The sequence below is a fragment of the Ruminococcus sp. FC2018 genome (genome assembly GCF_000621805.1).
Taxonomy (GTDB): Bacteria; Bacillota; Clostridia; order Oscillospirales; family Ruminococcaceae; genus Hominimerdicola.
The window spans coordinates 26,648-43,801 of sequence record NZ_JHXH01000010.1; the positions used below are offsets into that span (position 1 = coordinate 26,648).

A 17,154-nucleotide genomic window follows, 5' to 3' on the forward strand; every position below is an offset into this window, starting at 1 on the left:
CTTTATTTTGCCTTTGTGTCGATCTCCTCGTACAGCCTTGCCAGCATATCATCGGCAGCTACGCCGGATTCCTCGCCTGTTTTTCTTGAACGCACAGACAATGTGTTGCTTTCCACTTCCTTGTCCCCGATGATGAACATATAAGGTATTCTGTCAAGGCGTGATTTCTTTATCTTGGTGCCGATGTTGATGTCGTCGGCATCTACTGTGACCCTCATGCCTCTTGCGGTCATTTTTTCAGCCAGCTTCCGGGCATACTCAACATGAGCCTCGCCTATTGGCAGCAGTCTTACCTGCTCGGGAGCAAGCCACAGAGGCATAACGCCGTTGAAGTGCTCTATCATGTAAGCAAGGGTTCTCTCGTAGCAGCCAAGCGACGTGCGGTGGATAATATAAGGCAGCTTCTTCTGACCGTCCTTGTCCACGTAGTACATACCGAATTTCTCGGCAAGCAGCATGTCTATCTGGATAGTTACCAGCGTGTCTTCCTTGCCGTAAACGTTCTTGTACTGGATATCCAGCTTAGGACCGTAGAATGCAGCCTCGTCGATGCCTATTTCGTAGTCAAGCCCCAGGTCGTCAAGGATAGTTTTCATGGCAGCCTGTGCGTACTCCCACTGCTCAGCGGTGCCCTCGTACTTGTTTTTGGGGTTAGCCGGATCCCACTGGGAGAAGCGGAATGTGCAGTTTTCAAGCAGTCCCACCGTTTCAAGACAATACTTTGCCAGGTCAAGACAGAACTTGAACTCATCTTCCAGCTGGTCAGGGCGAATGATGAAGTGACCCTCGGAGATGGTGAACTGGCGCACTCTGATAAGACCGTGCATCTCACCGCTGTCCTCGTTTCTGAAAAGGGTAGAAGTCTCTGTGAGCCTCATAGGCAGATCACGGTAGGAACGCTGCCTGTTAAGATATACCTGATACTGGAACGGGCAGGTCATCGGACGCAGAGCAAAACAATCCTTTTCCTCGTCGTCCGGGTCGCCCATAATGAACATACCGTCACGGTAGTGGTCCCAGTGTCCCGAGATCTTGTAAAGGTCCCTCTTTGCAAACAGAGGAGTCTTTGTCAGCTGGCAGCCTCTTGCCTGCTCAACGTCCTCCACCCATCTTTGCAGCAGCTGGATAACTCTTGATCCCTTTGGCAGCAGGATAGGCAGTCCCTGACCAATGTAGTCAACTGTTGTGAAATATTCAAGCTCTCTTCCAAGCTTGTTATGGTCACGGAGCTTTGCCTCTTCCAGCATTTTCAGATGCTCATCCAGCATTGAAGCTTTGGGGAAGGAAACTCCGTAAACTCTGCAAAGCTGCTTGTTGTCCGCTGCGTCGCCCCAGTAGGCACCTGTGCAGGAGAGCAGCTTTGTTGCCTTGATAGCCGAAACGTTCATGATGTGAGGACCTGCACAAAGGTCAACAAAGTCGCCCTGTTTGTAGAAGGACAGCTTTTCGCCCTTGTCGTCGTGCTTGTGGATAAGCTCTATCTTGTAGTCCTCGCCTCTGTCCTGCATCAGCTTTACAGCCTCGCTGGCAGGCAGCTCAAAGCGCTCAAGCTCATAGCCCTCTTTTGCCAGCTTTTTCATCTCAGCTTCGATCTTATCAAGGTCGGACTGTGTAAACGGCTTGTCCACGCCGAAGTCATAGTAATAGCCTGTCTCGGTAGCAGGACCTCTTGCAAGCTTTGCCTCGGGGTAAAGGTTCTTTACAGCCTGTGCCATAAGGTGGGAAGCCGTATGCCAGAAAGTCTCCTTGCCTGCCTTTGAGTCAAAAGTCATGACCTCGAATTCGCAGTCGTGATCGACCACAGTCCTCATGTCAAAGACCTCGCCGTCCAGTTTTACGCAGCAGGCAGCCTTATAAAGTCCCATTCCGATGCCCTTTATTATCTCGCTTGCGGGCATTGCCTTTTCGATCTCACGGACCGAGCCGTCTTTAAGTGTTAGTTTTATCATAATGAATCCTCCGTTTAATAGTGTATAGTATTGTTATTGTTTACTGGTTTGTAAGCTGGGTGTTCTTTTCCACCATAAGACAGTGGGTGATGTAGAAGTAGCCCCACACCGCCACAAGGAGTATTCCCAGAAAGAACACCACGTTGTTCAGCGTTTTTCTTGTGGACTCGCTGATTATGCATTTTTTGCTCCCGTCGGGAAGCTTTACGTCCAGGACACGGGAGAAAAATGTGCCGCCCCAATAGCCTATTATCCACACGGGGATGAAAAACAGCACACCCTCATAATAGGATATTTTCTGTGTCACCGCCAGATAGATCAGAAAGCAGGACACGCAGTGGCTGAGCATGGCAACGGTAAAGCATACTCCGGCAATGCGCTTTTTGTTGCGCAAGGTCCTGGGGTCAAAATAGTATACCTCGTTCTGGTTGGCAGTCTTTGTAAGATCCCGGGTTCGGTTACTGCCCATATTGTTCGCTCCCAATGCCTGTTCACCTCCTGCATTATCGGGGGAAACCCTTTTGGAGAAGGGTTGTCCCCCGAACCCCCTTCCTAAACCTTTTATTGATTTTTCGCAAAAAGGGAACAAGTCCCTTTTTACGAAAAATGAGTAAGGGCTAAGAACGAAGCCCGAAAACAGCCTTTTCAAGAGAGAATCCTCGACAATGCAGGAGACGATCTTGTGTGCTGACAATAAACATCAAACTAAATAAAAAAAGCCCTGCGAGATGCTCGCAGGACGCTGTAATTGCGTGGTTCCACCCGTGTTCGGAGAAAGACCCTTTCTCCCTCGTGACCCGATAACGCCGGTCAGGCGGTGCGGATTAACGCACGCTCGCAAGGCGGTGTCCTCTGTGCCGGGGCATTTCCCTCACACCAAACGGGAAATTCTCTGGTGCCCTTTTTGCACTTTGGCTTCCTTGGTCAACGCTTTTTGCACTATTTACCTTAACTATTTTATCACCTTGAGGTGAAAGTGTCAAGAAAAAAGTAAAAAATAATTGGATTTTTCGTGCGTTCAAACAAAAAACGCCTTGACAATTCAGTGATTTTGTATTACAATAATACCATGCATTATAATTTTTTAAAATGGATAAGCATGGCTTGTCTTTTCTATAAAATAATTTTGCTAATTTGTATCTTTACAATTTAATATTGGTGATACCCTGCTTTTTGGTGATAAAAACAGTGTTTTTACACAGATCGCAGCAGGTATCAACTTCAAGAAGGAGGAAAAACTATACAATGAGCACAGGAATAACGATCTTGTTGTGTGTAGTTGCTCTTGTTCTTGGCGCAGGTATCAGTGGAATCATTTGTTTTAAGCAAGGCATAAGTTACCGTAAAAAAACGGCAGAGGCGGCAGTAGGCTCGGCGGAAAAGGAAGCGGAGAGGATTGTCGAGGATGCTAAAAAAACAGCGGAAACTTTAAAGAAAGAAGCTTTGGTGGAAGCAAAGGACGAGATACATAAATCACGCCAGGAAACCGAAAAAGAGCTCAAAGAAAGAAGGACTGAGGTTTCAAGACAGGAACGCAGGATCCAGCAGAAGGAAGAATCCATAGATAAAAAGCTGGATAATCTTGAAAAGAAGGAAGAAACTCTGCAGAACAAGCTGAGGTCGGCTGACGAAAAGATGGCTGAGGCTGACAGGATCAAGAAGTCGCAGCTTGATATGCTGGAAAAGATCTCACAGTTTACTGTGGATCAGGCAAAGGAATATCTCCTTAGCCAGCTCGACGAGGATCTGGTACACGAAAAGGCAGTTCGTGTGAACAATTATGAAGCACAGATCAAGGAAGAATGCGATGCAAAGGCAAGACAGTATGTATCCCTGGCGATCGCAAGATGTGCGGCGGATCAGGTATCCGAGACCGCAGTATCAGTTGTCCCTCTCCCCAACGATGACATGAAGGGAAGGATCATCGGACGTGAGGGAAGAAACATTAGAACCATAGAAACTCTTACAGGTGTAGACCTGATAATTGACGATACTCCGGAAGCTATCACGGTCTCATGCTTTGACCAGGTGAGAAGAGAGATCGCAAGGATAGCACTTGAAAAACTTATTCAGGACGGAAGGATCCACCCCACAAGGATCGAGGAAATGGTTGACAAGGCAAGACGTGAGGTCGAGCTGAAGATCAAGCAGGAGGGTGAAAGAGCCGTTCTCGAGACTAACGTTCACGGACTTAACCATGAGCTGGTGAAGCTTCTGGGAAGGCTCCGCTTCAGAACCAGTTACAGGCAAAATGTTCTTAATCATTCTATCGAGGTGGCACACCTTGCGGGAATGATGGCATCTGAACTTGGTGTTGACGCAAATCTGGCAAGAAGAGCAGGTCTGCTTCACGATATAGGTAAGGCATTGAGTTATGAGATCGAAGGGTCTCATGTTCAGATAGGCGTAGATGTATGTAAGAAATATAAGGAAAGCCCCGATGTTATACATGCTATCGAGGCGCATCACGGAGATGTTGAGACACGCACCGTTGTGGCTGCACTGGTACAGGCTGCCGATGCCATATCCGCAGCAAGACCGGGGGCAAGAAGCGAAAATTACGAAAACTATATCAAAAGGCTTCAGAAGCTTGAGGAGATCTGCACCTCTTATGACGGCGTAGAGAAATCCTTTGCAATTCAGGCGGGCAGAGAAGTCAGAATAATGATCCAGCCTGAAAAGATCAACGACGAACAAATGGTACTTGTTGCCCGTGAGATAGCTAAGCGTATAGAGGACGAGATGAATTATCCCGGACAGATCAAAGTCAACCTTATACGTGAAAGCAGAGCGGTGGAGTACGCAAAGTAAAAAACAAGGCGGACAATTTTTATTATTGTCCGCTTTTTTAGCAGGCATATTTTAGTATTGGAGGCTTGGTCTTATGGCAGAGCAAAAATCCAGGGAGCGAAAGCACCTTTTCGGGACCACGGAAAAATCTGATTTTATACTTAATATGAATCAGCAGCAGACGTTCAAGCTGTGCGGTCTTTACAGTATTATCGCCATAGCGGTGCTGGCTGCAATAAATATTCCTTTCACCATACTCAAGCATACGTTTGACTATGTGGACGAGGATAATATTACTCACTATGCCGATGATCTGATCGCACATTATGCCAGCATTCTTGTTGTGGGCGCAGGACTTATCGGATTCTGGTTCTTCCTTGTGGGAAGAATGAAAAAGGAAATAGTAATAAAGGATAACAAGCTTTTGCTTATCCCGGCATTCATTATAGCAGTTTCTGCCTGGTCTATGTTTGCATCGGGAAACATAAGCACCTGCTTTTTCGGATATCTTGACAGGTCGGAGGGCTTGCTGACAATTCTGGCATACTGGGGCTTTTTTGCAGCAGGCATGGCAGTAACGGGAGATAAATGGCGGCAGAGATTTACCGATTTTCTGGCGGCACTCGGTCTGCTCAATGCTGTTGTGGGAATACTGCAAAGCATACCTGCACTTTACGACGTTATGCCAAACAAGTTCAAGGACCTGTTTGTCAGATTCGGTGCAACACCCGGAGCAGGTGAGATCGCTACCAGCGAGGGTATTTATGAAAAAGGTTACGCTGCAAGCGGACTCCTTATAACTCCATTTGCACTTGCTGCGGTGATGACACTGGTAATTGCTATTACTCTCACAGGATTTGCACTTGTAAAAAGCGGAAAGAAAAAGGCGTTTTACGGTGTTACCGCTATAAGCTGTACTGCGGCGGCGGTGCTGACAAAGACACTGGTGGGTGCTGTGGGTGCAGGTGCAGCTGTGGTTGCAGCCCTTGTTATAGCTTGTGTCAAGGCAGGGGTCAAAAAGCAGAAGATCCCTGTGGTGCTTGCCCTTTGCGCTGCGGCAGCGGCAGTAGGCTGTGCGGCTGTGCTTTACACCACGGGAGCGGCTCAGCTCAAGGACGAACAGGTAATGTATACAGAGACCAACCACCGTTTGTCCGTTGGAAACCCCAGAGAGGAAAAATCCCAGTGGATATATGAGTATATGTGGAGTGACGGTGCGTATGTGATACAGCAGCACCCTGTTGTGGGTGTGGGACCGGATAACTGGTCGGAGATGTTCGAGCTGAAGCTCACCGCTGACCGTGTATACAACCAGTATCTTGATGTGGGTATGCAAAGAGGAGTTATCTGTCTGGGACTGTACGGACTGTTCCTTATCGTTACGGTGGTCAAGCTGGGCAAGGCAGTTAAAAAGCATTTCAAGGACGAGGAGAATGTGAGCTGGGTGGCAGCAGGTCTTATGGCTGCGGTCATAGCTTATATGATACAGGCGTTCTTCAACAGCGGAAACAATTACAGTACACCTTACTTTATGCTTATTACGGGTATGGGCTGGAGCTACTTCGGAGCAAAGGCCGGCGTGGGCAAGAAAAAGGGTAAGGCTAAGAAATAACGGACATGAAAAAAGCGGGGCTTGATGCTCCGCTTTTGTTTTGTGTCAGTGGACAAGTGTCAGCAGACTTATTTCTCCGGGAGTCTGTGCAAACACCTTTGCGCCGCATCGGGTAAGAAATTCCTCGCTGCGAAAGCCCCACAGCACGCTTATGCAGTCCATGCCCGAGTTAAGGGCAGTTTGTATGTCAACGTCTGAGTCACCGATATAAACGCTTTCTTCGGGCGTTGAGCCGAGCTGTGCCAAAGCGGTGAGGACTGTGTCCGGGGCAGGCTTTTTACGAACGCCCTCCTTTTCTCCGATGCTTACCCGGGCAAGGTCGCCGAAATAGTCACGGCAAAGCTTTTTTACTGCAAAATCCGCTTTGTTGGAAACCACGGCTATCTTTTTGCCTTGTTCGGTAAGCTTTTTCATCATGTCCAAAATGCCGGGGTATGGCTTTGTGGAATCAAAGCAATGCTCCCCATAATGGGTCTTGAAGCCTTCAAACGCTTTGTCAAAGGTGCTTGGGGAAGCATCCGGCGGAAGGGCACGCTGTATCAGCTTTTTGATGCCGTTGCCCACAAAGCCGCAGACAGCTTCTTTTGTGTGCTCCTTGCAGCCCACGGTGCGCATGGCAAAGTTGGTGCTGGCGGTAAGGTCGTCAAGGGTATCAAGCAGGGTGCCGTCCAGGTCGAAAATGTAGGTGGTGTATGCTTTTGCGTCAAACATCACAGGCTGGAAGCTGCCCCCTCTGCGGGTCTGCATAAGCTTGTCAAAATCATCGGGGTCAAATTTATCCGTCCCTGTAAAAAGCAGCTCGTAGGTCACGCCGCAATAGCGGATATATCTGTCTGTGTGGTGAAAGCCCAGGCGGAGATAAAACCCTTCACGGCGTTTGCGCTGGGGGTAGTTTTCGGCGCAGGGGTCAAGGGTCTCTATTTCAAGGACCACCTGTTTACCTTTATACAGGCTGCAAAGCCGGGATACAACACTGCTGCCCAGTCCACAGCCACGCATATTCTTATCAATGGCAAGATAGCAGATGTACGCCGTCTGACGGTGTATGCAGCACACTGCCATGCCTGCGGTAATGCCATTTTCCATGACCGCATAAACTTCAAGGCTGCCCTGTGCGGCAAGGCGCAGGATAATATCCAGCCCGAAGCGTTCGTCGGCAGGGAAGGAGTCGGTGTATATTTCGTTTATCCGGTCTGTTCGCTCGTCGCCGGATATGATTTTTTCCAGAGTCATTTAAATTCACCTGTTTTCTTTATCGTTAACAATATGATACCACGTTGAGGGCGGCTGTGTCAACTGTTGACTTGACCGGTGGGCTGTGGTATACTTGGACGTGAGAAGAGGTGAGGTCGTGGAGCTTATTATCGGGGCGGTCATAGTTTTCGGGCTGCTGTATATGCTGGGTGTGGACATAACCACTCTGCTGTCCATACTTCAGATAATAATGACTGTGCTCACCTGTCTGTGTGCATTGTTTTTCGTGTTTTGCGATCTTCTGCTTATTTTCGCCTCGGAAAAGCACCCTGCAAAGCTGCTGGGGATAGATAAGGACGGGGGCAAAGACGGGGAGGAGACCCGTGAGGACGGGAAGAACAAGATGCTGTCCCGGTTCGCTTTTTATGAGGTGGACGGAGAAAGACTGCGCAACTGGTTCCCGGCTGAGTCGGTGATGAGAAAAAGGATATACCGCCAAAGTGAGTGCTTTGTCCGCATAGCAAGGCTTGGAAAAAAGCGGCTTGTGTTTGACCGCCACAGCATGGTCATTGTTGCCGCAGGGACGCTGCTTATGGGACTTGGCGTTGTGGGAATGACTCTGCACTGGCTTTTTGTACTTGGGATACTATAAAATATCGGGCATACCTTTTGGCACAAGGTACACCCGATTTTTTATTGCTCTTTTTTCTTTCTGAAAACTATCCGCAGCACTACCACAGCTATCGGGAACAACAGCAGCAGCGGTGCCCATATAAACGCCAGCGGCTTGCCCCATTGTCCCATTGGTTTTGGTTCTTGGTTGATTATGCAGTATGTCCACACGGTAAAGTATATCGAGATGATGATGTTCTGGGCATCAACGAAGAACAGCACAAACTGCTGCATTACGGTGTTGCCCTTTTCGGTGACCTTTTTGTTCGGTTTAACACGCCTTACAAAAAAGCCGCACAGGCTCAAAAGCCCGATAAGCCCGAAACCTGCAACGAACGGATATATTCCGAATATCTTGTTATCCACAACGTCAAAAATGCTTTCGTGGGTTTTCTCGTTAAAACCAAAGTGAATACCCATAGGGTCGGGCAGGCTTTCGTACCTGATGATAAACCACACCAGCCCGATAAGCAGCGGAGCAAGACACAAAAACAGGATAATAAGGTGCGTGCGCTTTAAAGCCTTCATGCTGAAAATACCCCACGTTATTTCTTTGTCGTCTTTCTGGAAGTTGTCTTTTTTGCAGCCGTTTTCTTGCTTGATCCTCCGAAAAGTCCGCCCAGTAAAGATGACTTCTTGGAATCTACATACGATACTCCCGTGCCGGGGATACTGAATGTTGTCGTCTCCCTGCCGGATGTGCTTATGGTCTTGCGCACGCCCTTTGTGCCGAACGAAACGCTGGCACTCTTAGTGCCTATGTTCAGTTTTGTTCCGCCGCCAAGGCTGATGCTCTTTCTGAATCTGAATCCCATATTTCATACCCCTTTCGATCAATTTCATGTTATTTCTCCGCTTTTCAGTATAACACATTCCGTGCTTTTCGTCAACACACAAAAAAACGTTGCGCTTCGGAGAAAAATGTGTTATACTGATAAAAATAATATCGGGAGGGAAATGATAAAATGCTTGAAGTTGGAAACAAAGCGCCTGATTTTACTCTGGCGGACAAAGACGGAAAACAGGTCTCACTGGGGGACTTTAAGGGCAAAAAGGTGGTGCTGTATTTTTATCCCCGTGACAATACGCCCGGTTGTTCAAGGCAGGCGTGCGCCTTTGCAGCGGCATACAGCGACTTTAAAAAGCTCAATGTTCAGGTTATCGGAGTGAGCAAGGACAGCGTTTCGTCACACGTCAAATTTGCAGAAAAATACTCCTTGCCGTTTATTCTCCTTTCGGACCCTGACAGGCAGGCGATAGAAGCTTACGGCGTATGGCAGGAGAAGAAAAACTACGGCAAAGTAAGTATGGGTGTGGTGCGCTCCACATTTATTATCGATGAAAACGGCAGCATCGAAAAGGTGATGCCCAAGGTAAAACCGGACACCAACGCCGCTGAGATACTTGCTTATCTCAAGGGCGAATAAGATATACAGGAGGAATTATTATGCCATTTATCAATGTAAAAACAAACGCTTCCCTTTCGGCGGACAAAAAGCAGGACATCAAAAGCGCACTGGGCAGGGCAATAACTGCTATACCCGGCAAATCCGAGGGCTGGCTCATGGTGGGGATCGAGGCTGACTATGACCTTTGGTTCAAGGGCAGCGACGCACCGGCGGCTATGGTTGAGGTCAGTGTTTTCGGAAGCGCATCACCAAGCGCATACGACAACCTTACCGGACAGATAACGGATATTGTTACGTCAAGCGCAGGGGTGCCTGCGGACAGGGTGTATGTGAAATACTTTGAAACACCCAACTGGGGCTGGAACGGCTCGAACTTCTGATATACCCGGACAAACAAAAAATCCCTGCCTTTGCGGCGGGGATTTTTTTGTTGTCCTTTATTCCACGTTTTTAAGAGCCTCGTCAAGGGGTATCTTGTTTATCCTCATTTTAAGGAAGAAGGTCGTAACAAGATAGGAGGCAGCTGCCAGGATAACTGTTGTGATGTATGCCGACAGGGGGATATCAGGAGCTATCCAGCCGGAATATTCCATCATCATGACACGCCATATCTTGTCAAGCGCAAATGACGTTATCGGTAAGCAGGCAACTATCGACACCAGAGTAACTATCGTTGTTGTGTGAATGTAAATGCCGCCTATCTCGCGCTTGTTGTAGCCGAGGATCTTCGTCATAGAGATCGACTGGCTGTTCTTTTCGATGATGACCTTTGCCAGCATGAAAACTACCAGAACAATGACTGCAACTCCGACAACGAGGAAGACTGACATCATGTTTCCCATGGAACGTTTCAGCTGACGAGTCGTCTTTGTCAGATCGTCTTTTGTGATGTGCGCAGCAATAGCCCTCTGATCTATGTCGTCAAGCTCCTCATCACAAAGGTAGCCCGAGAAGTTATCCTCGCTCTTTTCAAAAATCTCGTTGAAATCGTCAAGTCCCGTGAATATAGCCAGCGTGCCCGGGTAAGTGTAAACTCCGTCTACCTTGAATTCGTATTTCTTTTCGGTGTACTTGTCCTTGAGCGTTATCTTGTCGCCCTCTTCAAGACCGTACTTGTCAGCGTAAGCGTTTGAAATCACCGCCTTGCCGTCACCGAGCTTTTCGTGGAAGTACCTGCTTGACGGAACAAATCCGTAAACCGCTATTTCCTCAGTAAAATCCCTGCCCGTAGTTTCAAGATCTGTTACAGCGTACTTTTCAGCCTTTTCGTTCTGCGTCGGAACAGGTGCTTTAAGCACATACTGGTGCTGAGCGATCATATTGTTGAGCGTGTCCTCTCTGAGTTGGTCAAGCAAAGGGTTGAACAGCAGACAGAACAGCAGTATTACGCTTGAGAAGAAAATACCCGCAAATATCGTGATGTATCCGGGAATGTTCTGGAAGATGACTCTTAGGCGGAAACGCTTCATAATACCTATGCTTGTTTTAAGCTTGAAAGCCTTTTTGCGCTGATGCCTTTTAAGATCACGGCGCAGGAATTTCAGCGGTGAAAGGCTGAGCTTGCGCGCGAGCATAATAAAGTTGATGAGCGAAAGCAGTATCAGCGGAATAATCGTAGTGTAAATGAAAGCTTCCGGATTCCATACCGTTGTGTACGAAACAAAGCTGTACGAACCCAGGTATGCATCAGCCATAAACTCCTTGAATACCGTGTAGCCAAGAATGTTTCCGACTACGCACGCAACCAGCAGAACGATTATCGGAGCCGCCATGTAGTGTCTTATCAGCTCGCCCTTTGTGTAGCCCGATGCGCGCAGCGTACCAATAACATTTGCTTCCTTTACGATAGTGTTTCCCGTAGTAACAGCGAACACGAAAGCGATGATAACAATAAGCATATAAAGCATTACCATCATCATTATCTTGTCGTGACCTACATCGTTTCCTGCAAAATTGATAGCGTTGTTTATGCAGCCGGGGATATAGTCAAGCAGCTGAACCTTCTGTGAAAGAGCCTTTGAAATATCTGTTGCCCTGTCAATAGCCTCCTTGCCGAGTCTGTCAGCAGGAGCGCTGTCATATTTCCACGAGTACGAGTAGTGGATGTTTGTTTCGCAGAACTTATCATAGTCCTCCTGTACCGCAATACCCACACCGAACTTTTCCGTGTCAAACATAAAGTCTGTGTTGTTCTCATACATACCCGAGTAGTCCGGAAGTGCCACAATACCGACTATCTTGTATTCCTTGCCGCCTATCTCAACATCGCCGTCAAGCTCTAATTCGTTGCTCTTCATGTAAAGCCTGTCAAGAGCGACCTCGCCGCTGTTCTTTGGCAGCTCGCCTTCAAGCACGCAAACCTTGTTGACCTCTTTTCTGTCAACAAAGAAACGTATACGGCTGCCTCCCACACTTTCCTGCATCGAGTAGAAATTGTTATAGAGCTTGAGCTTGTTTTCTTCCTCTATAGCCTTTATTACCTCGCCATCGGGCACCTGTGCAACCTTGAAGTTGCCGTCCTCGATGTTGTACTTTTCAAAGCTGTTGTCATATGCCTCTTTAAGGCTTACATCAGCCACAAAGAAGCCCGAAGCAACACCGATAAGAGCCAGCATAAATACGAAAATAACAACGTACTTGCCCGTTTCTCCTTTTATCTCACGCCAGATACGTCTTGAAAGAGGATTTCTCATATCTCTCCCTCCTTACCAGTCAAGGTCGGCTGCGGCGACCTTAGTCTGGTTGACATACTGCTTTCTTATCACGCCGTCACGGAGCTTAATGACCTTGTCAGCCATGTTCTTAATGGCATCGTTGTGAGTAACCATGATAATGGTGCTGTTGTATTTTTGGTTCACTGTTTCAATAAGCTGGAGTATTTCCTTTGAGGTGTTGTAGTCAAGGGCACCTGTTGGTTCGTCACAAAGGAGAATATCAGGGTTCTTGACAATAGCCCTTCCGATGGCGGTTCGCTGCTGCTGACCTCCGGAGAGCTGGTTGGGAAGCTTATGGCGGTGCTCGTACAATCCCAGTGTTTTCAGTATGTCGTCAACATCCAGAGGATTGTCGCTAAGATATGCGCCTACTTCCACATTTTCCTTTATATTCAGATTGGGTATAAGATTGTACATCTGGAATATGTAGCCCAGATGCTTTCTGCGGTACATTGTAAGAGCCTTTTCATTCATATCTGCGGTCTTTTCACCGTTTATGGAAATGTAACCCTCGTCTGCGGAGTCGATACCTCCGATAATGTTCAGAAGGGTGGACTTTCCCGATCCGGAAGGTCCGAGCAGCACGCAGAACTCACCCTTATCTATGCCTATGTCGATGCCCTTGAGCACGTCTGCACGGCTCTCACCGCTTCCGAAAGATTTTTTGATCCCTTTGATCTCAATAAACATATTTCTTCCCCTCTTTCTATTGTATGAACAAGTACTCATATGTTCAATGGGAAATATATCATACAATTTTTGTTTTGTCAATACCCTTTTTTTGTAATCTGCTTTTTTTACAAAAATACCGATACTGTTAGACCTGTTTTTTGCAAATGAGAAACAAAAAACCGGCTGCTGCTGTATCAGTCCGATAAGCAGTAACCGGTAAAGGGCATAAAAAATGACTCCATGTACAGCTTATCAAAGGCTTGATACATGAGTCTCGTGATTTAAGGCAAGCCAGGCGTAACGCCGGGATTGTTGGCTTGTCACACTGCATAAATGCAATGCTACTACTCCCTCACAGTTTTTTATTTTACAGTCAAAGCATAACATATATCAGAAAAAATGTCAAGACTTTTTCTGCTTTTGAGGCAAGTTAGTTAGTTTTGCCTAATCATTTTGTTAGATAACACTAACACTTTGTAGAAATTCACGATTTTGCTTTTGGGCGGTGATTTCGGCTTGACAAAAAGGGCAAAAAGCGATAAAATCAATATGGTTAGATGTTACTAACTTTTATTGTCATGGCCCGGATAATGGGAAGTGAATTACATATAAAGAGGGAGGAAATATGATGCCTTTGACTTTTGCAAAAGCAGGAGAGGAGAATATCATTAAAAAGATAGGCGGTACACCTGAGGTGAAAAAGCACCTTTCAGACCTTGGCTTTGTGGTAGGCGGTACCGTGACTGTGGTAAACACCCTTGGCGGAAATATGATAGTTAATGTCAAGGATTCAAGAGTAGCTATTGACAAGCAGATGGCTAACAAGATAATGATATAACAATACAGGAGGGAAAATATGAAGACACTTAAAGATGCCGGCATCGGCAGCACCGTAAAGGTCGTAAAGCTGCATGGTGAGGGCGCAGTAAAAAGGCGCATAATGGATATGGGCATCACAAAGAATGTTGATGTTTATATCAGGAAGGTGGCGCCTTTGGGGGACCCCATGGAGGTAACGGTAAGAGGTTACGAGCTTTCCCTGAGGAAGGCTGATGCTGAGATGATCGAAATAATGTGAGGAGCATTATTTTTCACATTGGGTTAGAGAAAACTAACCGCTGAATGGAAAGGAAGTATTGCAATGGGTGTAAGAATTGCACTTGCCGGCAACCCTAACTGCGGCAAGACCACACTGTTCAATGCGCTGACAGGTTCAAACCAGTTTGTAGGAAACTGGCCGGGCGTAACGGTGGAAAAGAAAGAGGGAAAGCTCAAGGGTCATGACGGGGTGACCGTAACGGACCTGCCGGGTATTTACTCTTTGTCGCCATATACACTTGAGGAGGTAGTTGCAAGAAACTATCTTGTGGGTGAAAGACCCGATGCCATCCTCAACATAATCGACGGCACGAACCTTGAAAGAAACCTGTATCTCACCACACAGCTGGCAGAGCTGGGTATACCTGTGGTAGTTGCTGTGAACATGATGGACGTTGTGAAGAAAAACGGCGACAAGATCAACACACAGGAGCTTGCAAGGCAGCTGGGCTGCAAGGTGGTGGAGATATCCGCACTTAAAGGAACTGGAATAAAAGAGGCTGCGCAGGAAGCTATAAAGGCAGCAGAATCCGGGGAAAAGACAATCCCTGTGAACACCTTTACAGGCAGCGTAGAGCACGCACTTGCCCATATCGAGGAAGCCTGCGTTCACTCAATGCCTGAGGAACAGCAGAGATGGTACGCTATCAAGCTCTTCGAGCGTGATGATAAAGTTCTTGAACAGCTTGGTATCGACGACGCAACAAGAGCACACATCGAGTCAGACATCGCAGCTGTTGAGAAAGAAATGGATGACGATGCCGAGTCGATAATCACCAACGAAAGATACATCTACATATCAAGCGTCATCAAGGCTTGCTACAAGAAGAAAAACAGCGGTCAGGCGACAACTTCGGACAAGATAGACAAGGTGGTCACAAACCGCTGGCTCGGACTTCCGATATTTGCAGTTATAATGTTCCTTGTTTACTATATCTCCATGGTAGCAGTGGGAACGCCTATGACCGACTGGGTGAATGACGGCGTGTTCGGCGACGGCTGGCATCTCGTAGGCATCGGTTCAAGCGATTTTGAAGATGCCGAAGAAAAGTACGGCGACTCGAACGACATCATACTTGCATTTGCAGAGAAGTACGGCGATGCCGAAGCGCTTTCCGGAACTCTGGATACCGAGTCTGAGGAGTTTGACGAGGCCGCTGCAAAAGAAGCTCTTGATAAGCTGATTGCAGATACGCCTGCCGATGCTAATGTAGAGTACACCCTCGAAGATGAGGAAACTCTTGAAACGACGACCGAGGAGGCTGACAAGGAAGCCCTCGAAGATGCAGCAACACAGTACCTTGATAAGAGCTACAAGCCACATATGGACGCTCCTGCAATGGAGGACTACGGCGTGTTCGTACCTTCTCTGCCTTCACTTGCAGAAAAAGGACTCGACAAGCTCGGCGCAGCAGACTGGGCAAAGGGACTTATCCTTGACGGTATCATTGCGGGTGTTGGCGCAGTTCTCGGATTTGTACCGCAGATGCTGGTTTTGTTCCTGCTGCTGGCATTCCTTGAGGCTTGCGGCTATATGTCCAGGATCGCATTTGTACTTGACAGGATATTCAGAAAGTTCGGTCTTTCGGGCAAATCGTTTATACCTATGCTGGTAGGCGTAGGCTGCGGCGTTCCGGGAATAATGGCTTCCAGGACCATCGAGAACGAGCGTGACCGCCGAATGACTATTATGACAACAACATTTATCCCCTGCGGAGCTAAGGTACCGTTTATCGGAATGATAGCAGGTGCTCTTTTCCACAAATCCGCATGGGTCGCAACATCGGCATACTTTATCGGCATGGCTGCAATAATCGTTTCGGGTATCATGCTGAAAAAGACGAAAATGTTTGCGGGAGATCCTGCACCGTTTGTTATGGAGCTGCCTGCATACCACCTTCCAACGGTGGGCAACGTGCTCAGAAGTATGTGGGAGCGTGGCTGGTCGTTTATCAAAAAAGCGGGTACTATCATCCTGCTTTCAACTATCGTAGTATGGTTCACAAGCCGCTTCGGATTTGTTGACGGAAGCTTCTCAATGCTGGAAGAAGACCAGCTTGACGCATCTATCCTTGCAAAGATAGGAAACGGAGTATCCTGGATATTTGCACCTCTTGGCTGGGGCAACTGGCAGGCTACTGTGGCTTCCGTTACAGGACTTGTTGCAAAGGAAAACATTGTCGGAACAATGGGTACACTTTACGGCGGCTCAGACCAGACCACATGGCAAGCGCTTGCAGCTTCCTTCACAGGCATAACAGGCTTCTCGTTCCTCGTGTTCAACCTGCTTTGCGCACCTTGCTTTGCGGCTATCGGCGCTATCAAGCGTGAGATGAACAATGCAAAGTGGACCTGGTTCGCTATCGGATATCAGTGCTGCTTTGCATATGCGATCGCACTTATGATAACCCAGTTCGGAAATATCTTTATGTCCGGGGCAAAGGTAAATGTATTTGGTATTATCGCTGCGGCAATAATCCTCTGCGGCATGATCTATATGCTTGTAAGACCTTATAAGGAATCCACCAAGCTGACAATGAAAAGCAAGGCACTTGCAGTGGAAAACAAATAACAGATCATAAATCGTTTAAAGGGAGTGAGTAAAATGCTGTCGTGGATAGAGGCGAACATCGGTACTATAATAGTATGTATCCTGCTTGCTTTAATAGTTTTTGCCATAATAAGAAACATGATAAAAGACAAGAGGAAAGGGAAGTCCCCGATTTGCGGCGGCAAATGCGCTCATTGCGCCATGGGCTGCGGCGGATGCGGCGGCTGTGGTAAGGGCAGATGATCACAATACTTGCGATCGCTGCTGTCCTGCTGTGTACAGGTCTGTTTGCGCAGGGACTTTCTGCTGCAAGACACAGGCTAAAAAAGTATGCCGCAGACAAAAAGAGCGAGCCTTGCAAATAAAGGCACATTTCACAAGCTAAAAATGGTTTTCATTTTTTACGACCTCTTCATATTACACCGGATCACGAGGCAGAAAGTTTCTGCTTCGTGATCTCTTTTTTTGGCATAAAAAAGCCCCTGCCGAAGCA

Annotated in this window: 17 protein-coding genes; 10 read left to right on the forward strand and 7 right to left on the reverse strand. The window is 47.5% G+C overall.

Annotated elements, in window-relative coordinates:
* Window positions 1–2 precede the first annotated feature (2 nt).
* The gene (gene thrS, locus T494_RS0107970) at window positions 3–1,949 is read right to left on the reverse strand and encodes a threonine--tRNA ligase (RefSeq protein WP_028505841.1); all 1,947 of its coding nucleotides are present in this window, start codon (window positions 1,947–1,949) and stop codon (window positions 3–5) included.
* Between the two features lie 40 nt (window positions 1,950–1,989).
* Entirely contained in the window at window positions 1,990–2,418 is a 429-nt protein-coding gene (locus tag T494_RS0107975) for a hypothetical protein (protein ID WP_155984065.1), read from the reverse strand.
* Window positions 2,419–3,194: 776 nt separating this feature from the next.
* Between T494_RS0107975 and rny the strand changes: the two genes are divergently transcribed.
* Both rny and T494_RS0107985 read left to right on the forward strand, forming a co-directional pair.
* The gene (gene rny / locus T494_RS0107980) at window positions 3,195–4,760 is read left to right on the forward strand and encodes a ribonuclease Y (RefSeq protein WP_028505843.1); all 1,566 of its coding nucleotides are present in this window, start codon (window positions 3,195–3,197) and stop codon (window positions 4,758–4,760) included.
* Between the two features lie 73 nt (window positions 4,761–4,833).
* Window positions 4,834–6,351 (forward strand): O-antigen ligase family protein, encoded by a 1,518-nt coding sequence (locus T494_RS0107985; protein WP_028505844.1) that lies wholly within the window; start codon window positions 4,834–4,836, stop codon window positions 6,349–6,351.
* A 45-nt stretch (window positions 6,352–6,396) separates the two neighbouring features.
* On the opposite strand, the gene T494_RS14340 is transcribed toward T494_RS0107985, so the two are convergent.
* Complete coding sequence (locus T494_RS14340; protein WP_081777265.1) at window positions 6,397–7,584, reverse strand: HAD-IIIA family hydrolase; 1,188 nt, start codon at window positions 7,582–7,584, stop codon at window positions 6,397–6,399.
* A 94-nt stretch (window positions 7,585–7,678) separates the two neighbouring features.
* Here T494_RS14340 and T494_RS0107995 point away from each other — a divergent pair, with 94 nt between their 5' ends.
* The gene (locus tag T494_RS0107995; protein WP_155984066.1) at window positions 7,679–8,197 is read left to right on the forward strand and encodes a hypothetical protein; all 519 of its coding nucleotides are present in this window, start codon (window positions 7,679–7,681) and stop codon (window positions 8,195–8,197) included.
* A 41-nt stretch (window positions 8,198–8,238) separates the two neighbouring features.
* On the opposite strand, the gene T494_RS0108000 is transcribed toward T494_RS0107995, so the two are convergent.
* Together T494_RS0108000 and T494_RS12690 are read right to left on the reverse strand one after the other, a co-directional pair.
* The gene (locus tag T494_RS0108000) at window positions 8,239–8,745 is read right to left on the reverse strand and encodes a hypothetical protein (RefSeq protein WP_028505847.1); all 507 of its coding nucleotides are present in this window, start codon (window positions 8,743–8,745) and stop codon (window positions 8,239–8,241) included.
* A 17-nt stretch (window positions 8,746–8,762) separates the two neighbouring features.
* Entirely contained in the window at window positions 8,763–9,032 is a 270-nt protein-coding gene (locus T494_RS12690; protein WP_037344336.1) for a DUF4236 domain-containing protein, read from the reverse strand.
* Between the two features lie 150 nt (window positions 9,033–9,182).
* On the opposite strand from T494_RS12690, the gene bcp reads away from it, so the two are divergent.
* Window positions 9,183–9,644: a thioredoxin-dependent thiol peroxidase gene (gene bcp, locus T494_RS0108010; RefSeq protein ID WP_028505848.1), complete on the forward strand. Its 462-nt coding sequence runs from the start codon at window positions 9,183–9,185 to the stop codon at window positions 9,642–9,644.
* Between the two features lie 20 nt (window positions 9,645–9,664).
* Window positions 9,665–10,006 carry a phenylpyruvate tautomerase MIF-related protein gene (locus T494_RS0108015; RefSeq protein WP_028505849.1) on the forward strand — a complete coding sequence of 114 codons (342 nt, stop codon included), beginning with the start codon at window positions 9,665–9,667 and terminating at the stop codon, window positions 10,004–10,006.
* Between the two features lie 57 nt (window positions 10,007–10,063).
* On the opposite strand, the gene T494_RS0108020 is transcribed toward T494_RS0108015, so the two are convergent.
* Together T494_RS0108020 and T494_RS0108025 are read right to left on the reverse strand one after the other, a co-directional pair.
* Window positions 10,064–12,319: an FtsX-like permease family protein gene (locus T494_RS0108020; protein ID WP_028505850.1), complete on the reverse strand. Its 2,256-nt coding sequence runs from the start codon at window positions 12,317–12,319 to the stop codon at window positions 10,064–10,066.
* 12 nt (window positions 12,320–12,331) lie between these two features.
* Entirely contained in the window at window positions 12,332–13,030 is a 699-nt protein-coding gene (locus T494_RS0108025; RefSeq protein ID WP_028505851.1) for an ABC transporter ATP-binding protein, read from the reverse strand.
* A 607-nt stretch (window positions 13,031–13,637) separates the two neighbouring features.
* Between T494_RS0108025 and T494_RS0108030 the strand changes: the two genes are divergently transcribed.
* From T494_RS0108030 to T494_RS14290, 5 genes are all read left to right on the forward strand, one after another.
* Window positions 13,638–13,850, forward strand: coding sequence for a FeoA family protein (locus T494_RS0108030; protein WP_028505852.1), 213 nt, complete (start codon window positions 13,638–13,640; stop codon window positions 13,848–13,850).
* An 18-nt stretch (window positions 13,851–13,868) separates the two neighbouring features.
* Window positions 13,869–14,090 carry a FeoA domain-containing protein gene (locus tag T494_RS0108035; RefSeq protein WP_028505853.1) on the forward strand — a complete coding sequence of 74 codons (222 nt, stop codon included), beginning with the start codon at window positions 13,869–13,871 and terminating at the stop codon, window positions 14,088–14,090.
* Between the two features lie 63 nt (window positions 14,091–14,153).
* The gene (feoB, locus tag T494_RS0108040; protein WP_028505854.1) at window positions 14,154–16,682 is read left to right on the forward strand and encodes a ferrous iron transport protein B; all 2,529 of its coding nucleotides are present in this window, start codon (window positions 14,154–14,156) and stop codon (window positions 16,680–16,682) included.
* A 33-nt stretch (window positions 16,683–16,715) separates the two neighbouring features.
* Entirely contained in the window at window positions 16,716–16,904 is a 189-nt protein-coding gene (locus tag T494_RS0108045; protein ID WP_028505855.1) for a FeoB-associated Cys-rich membrane protein, read from the forward strand.
* Window positions 16,901–17,026 (forward strand): hypothetical protein, encoded by a 126-nt coding sequence (locus T494_RS14290; RefSeq protein ID WP_278244661.1) that lies wholly within the window; start codon window positions 16,901–16,903, stop codon window positions 17,024–17,026. The genes T494_RS0108045 and T494_RS14290 overlap by 4 nt, the downstream gene beginning before the upstream one ends.
* Window positions 17,027–17,154 lie beyond the last annotated feature (128 nt).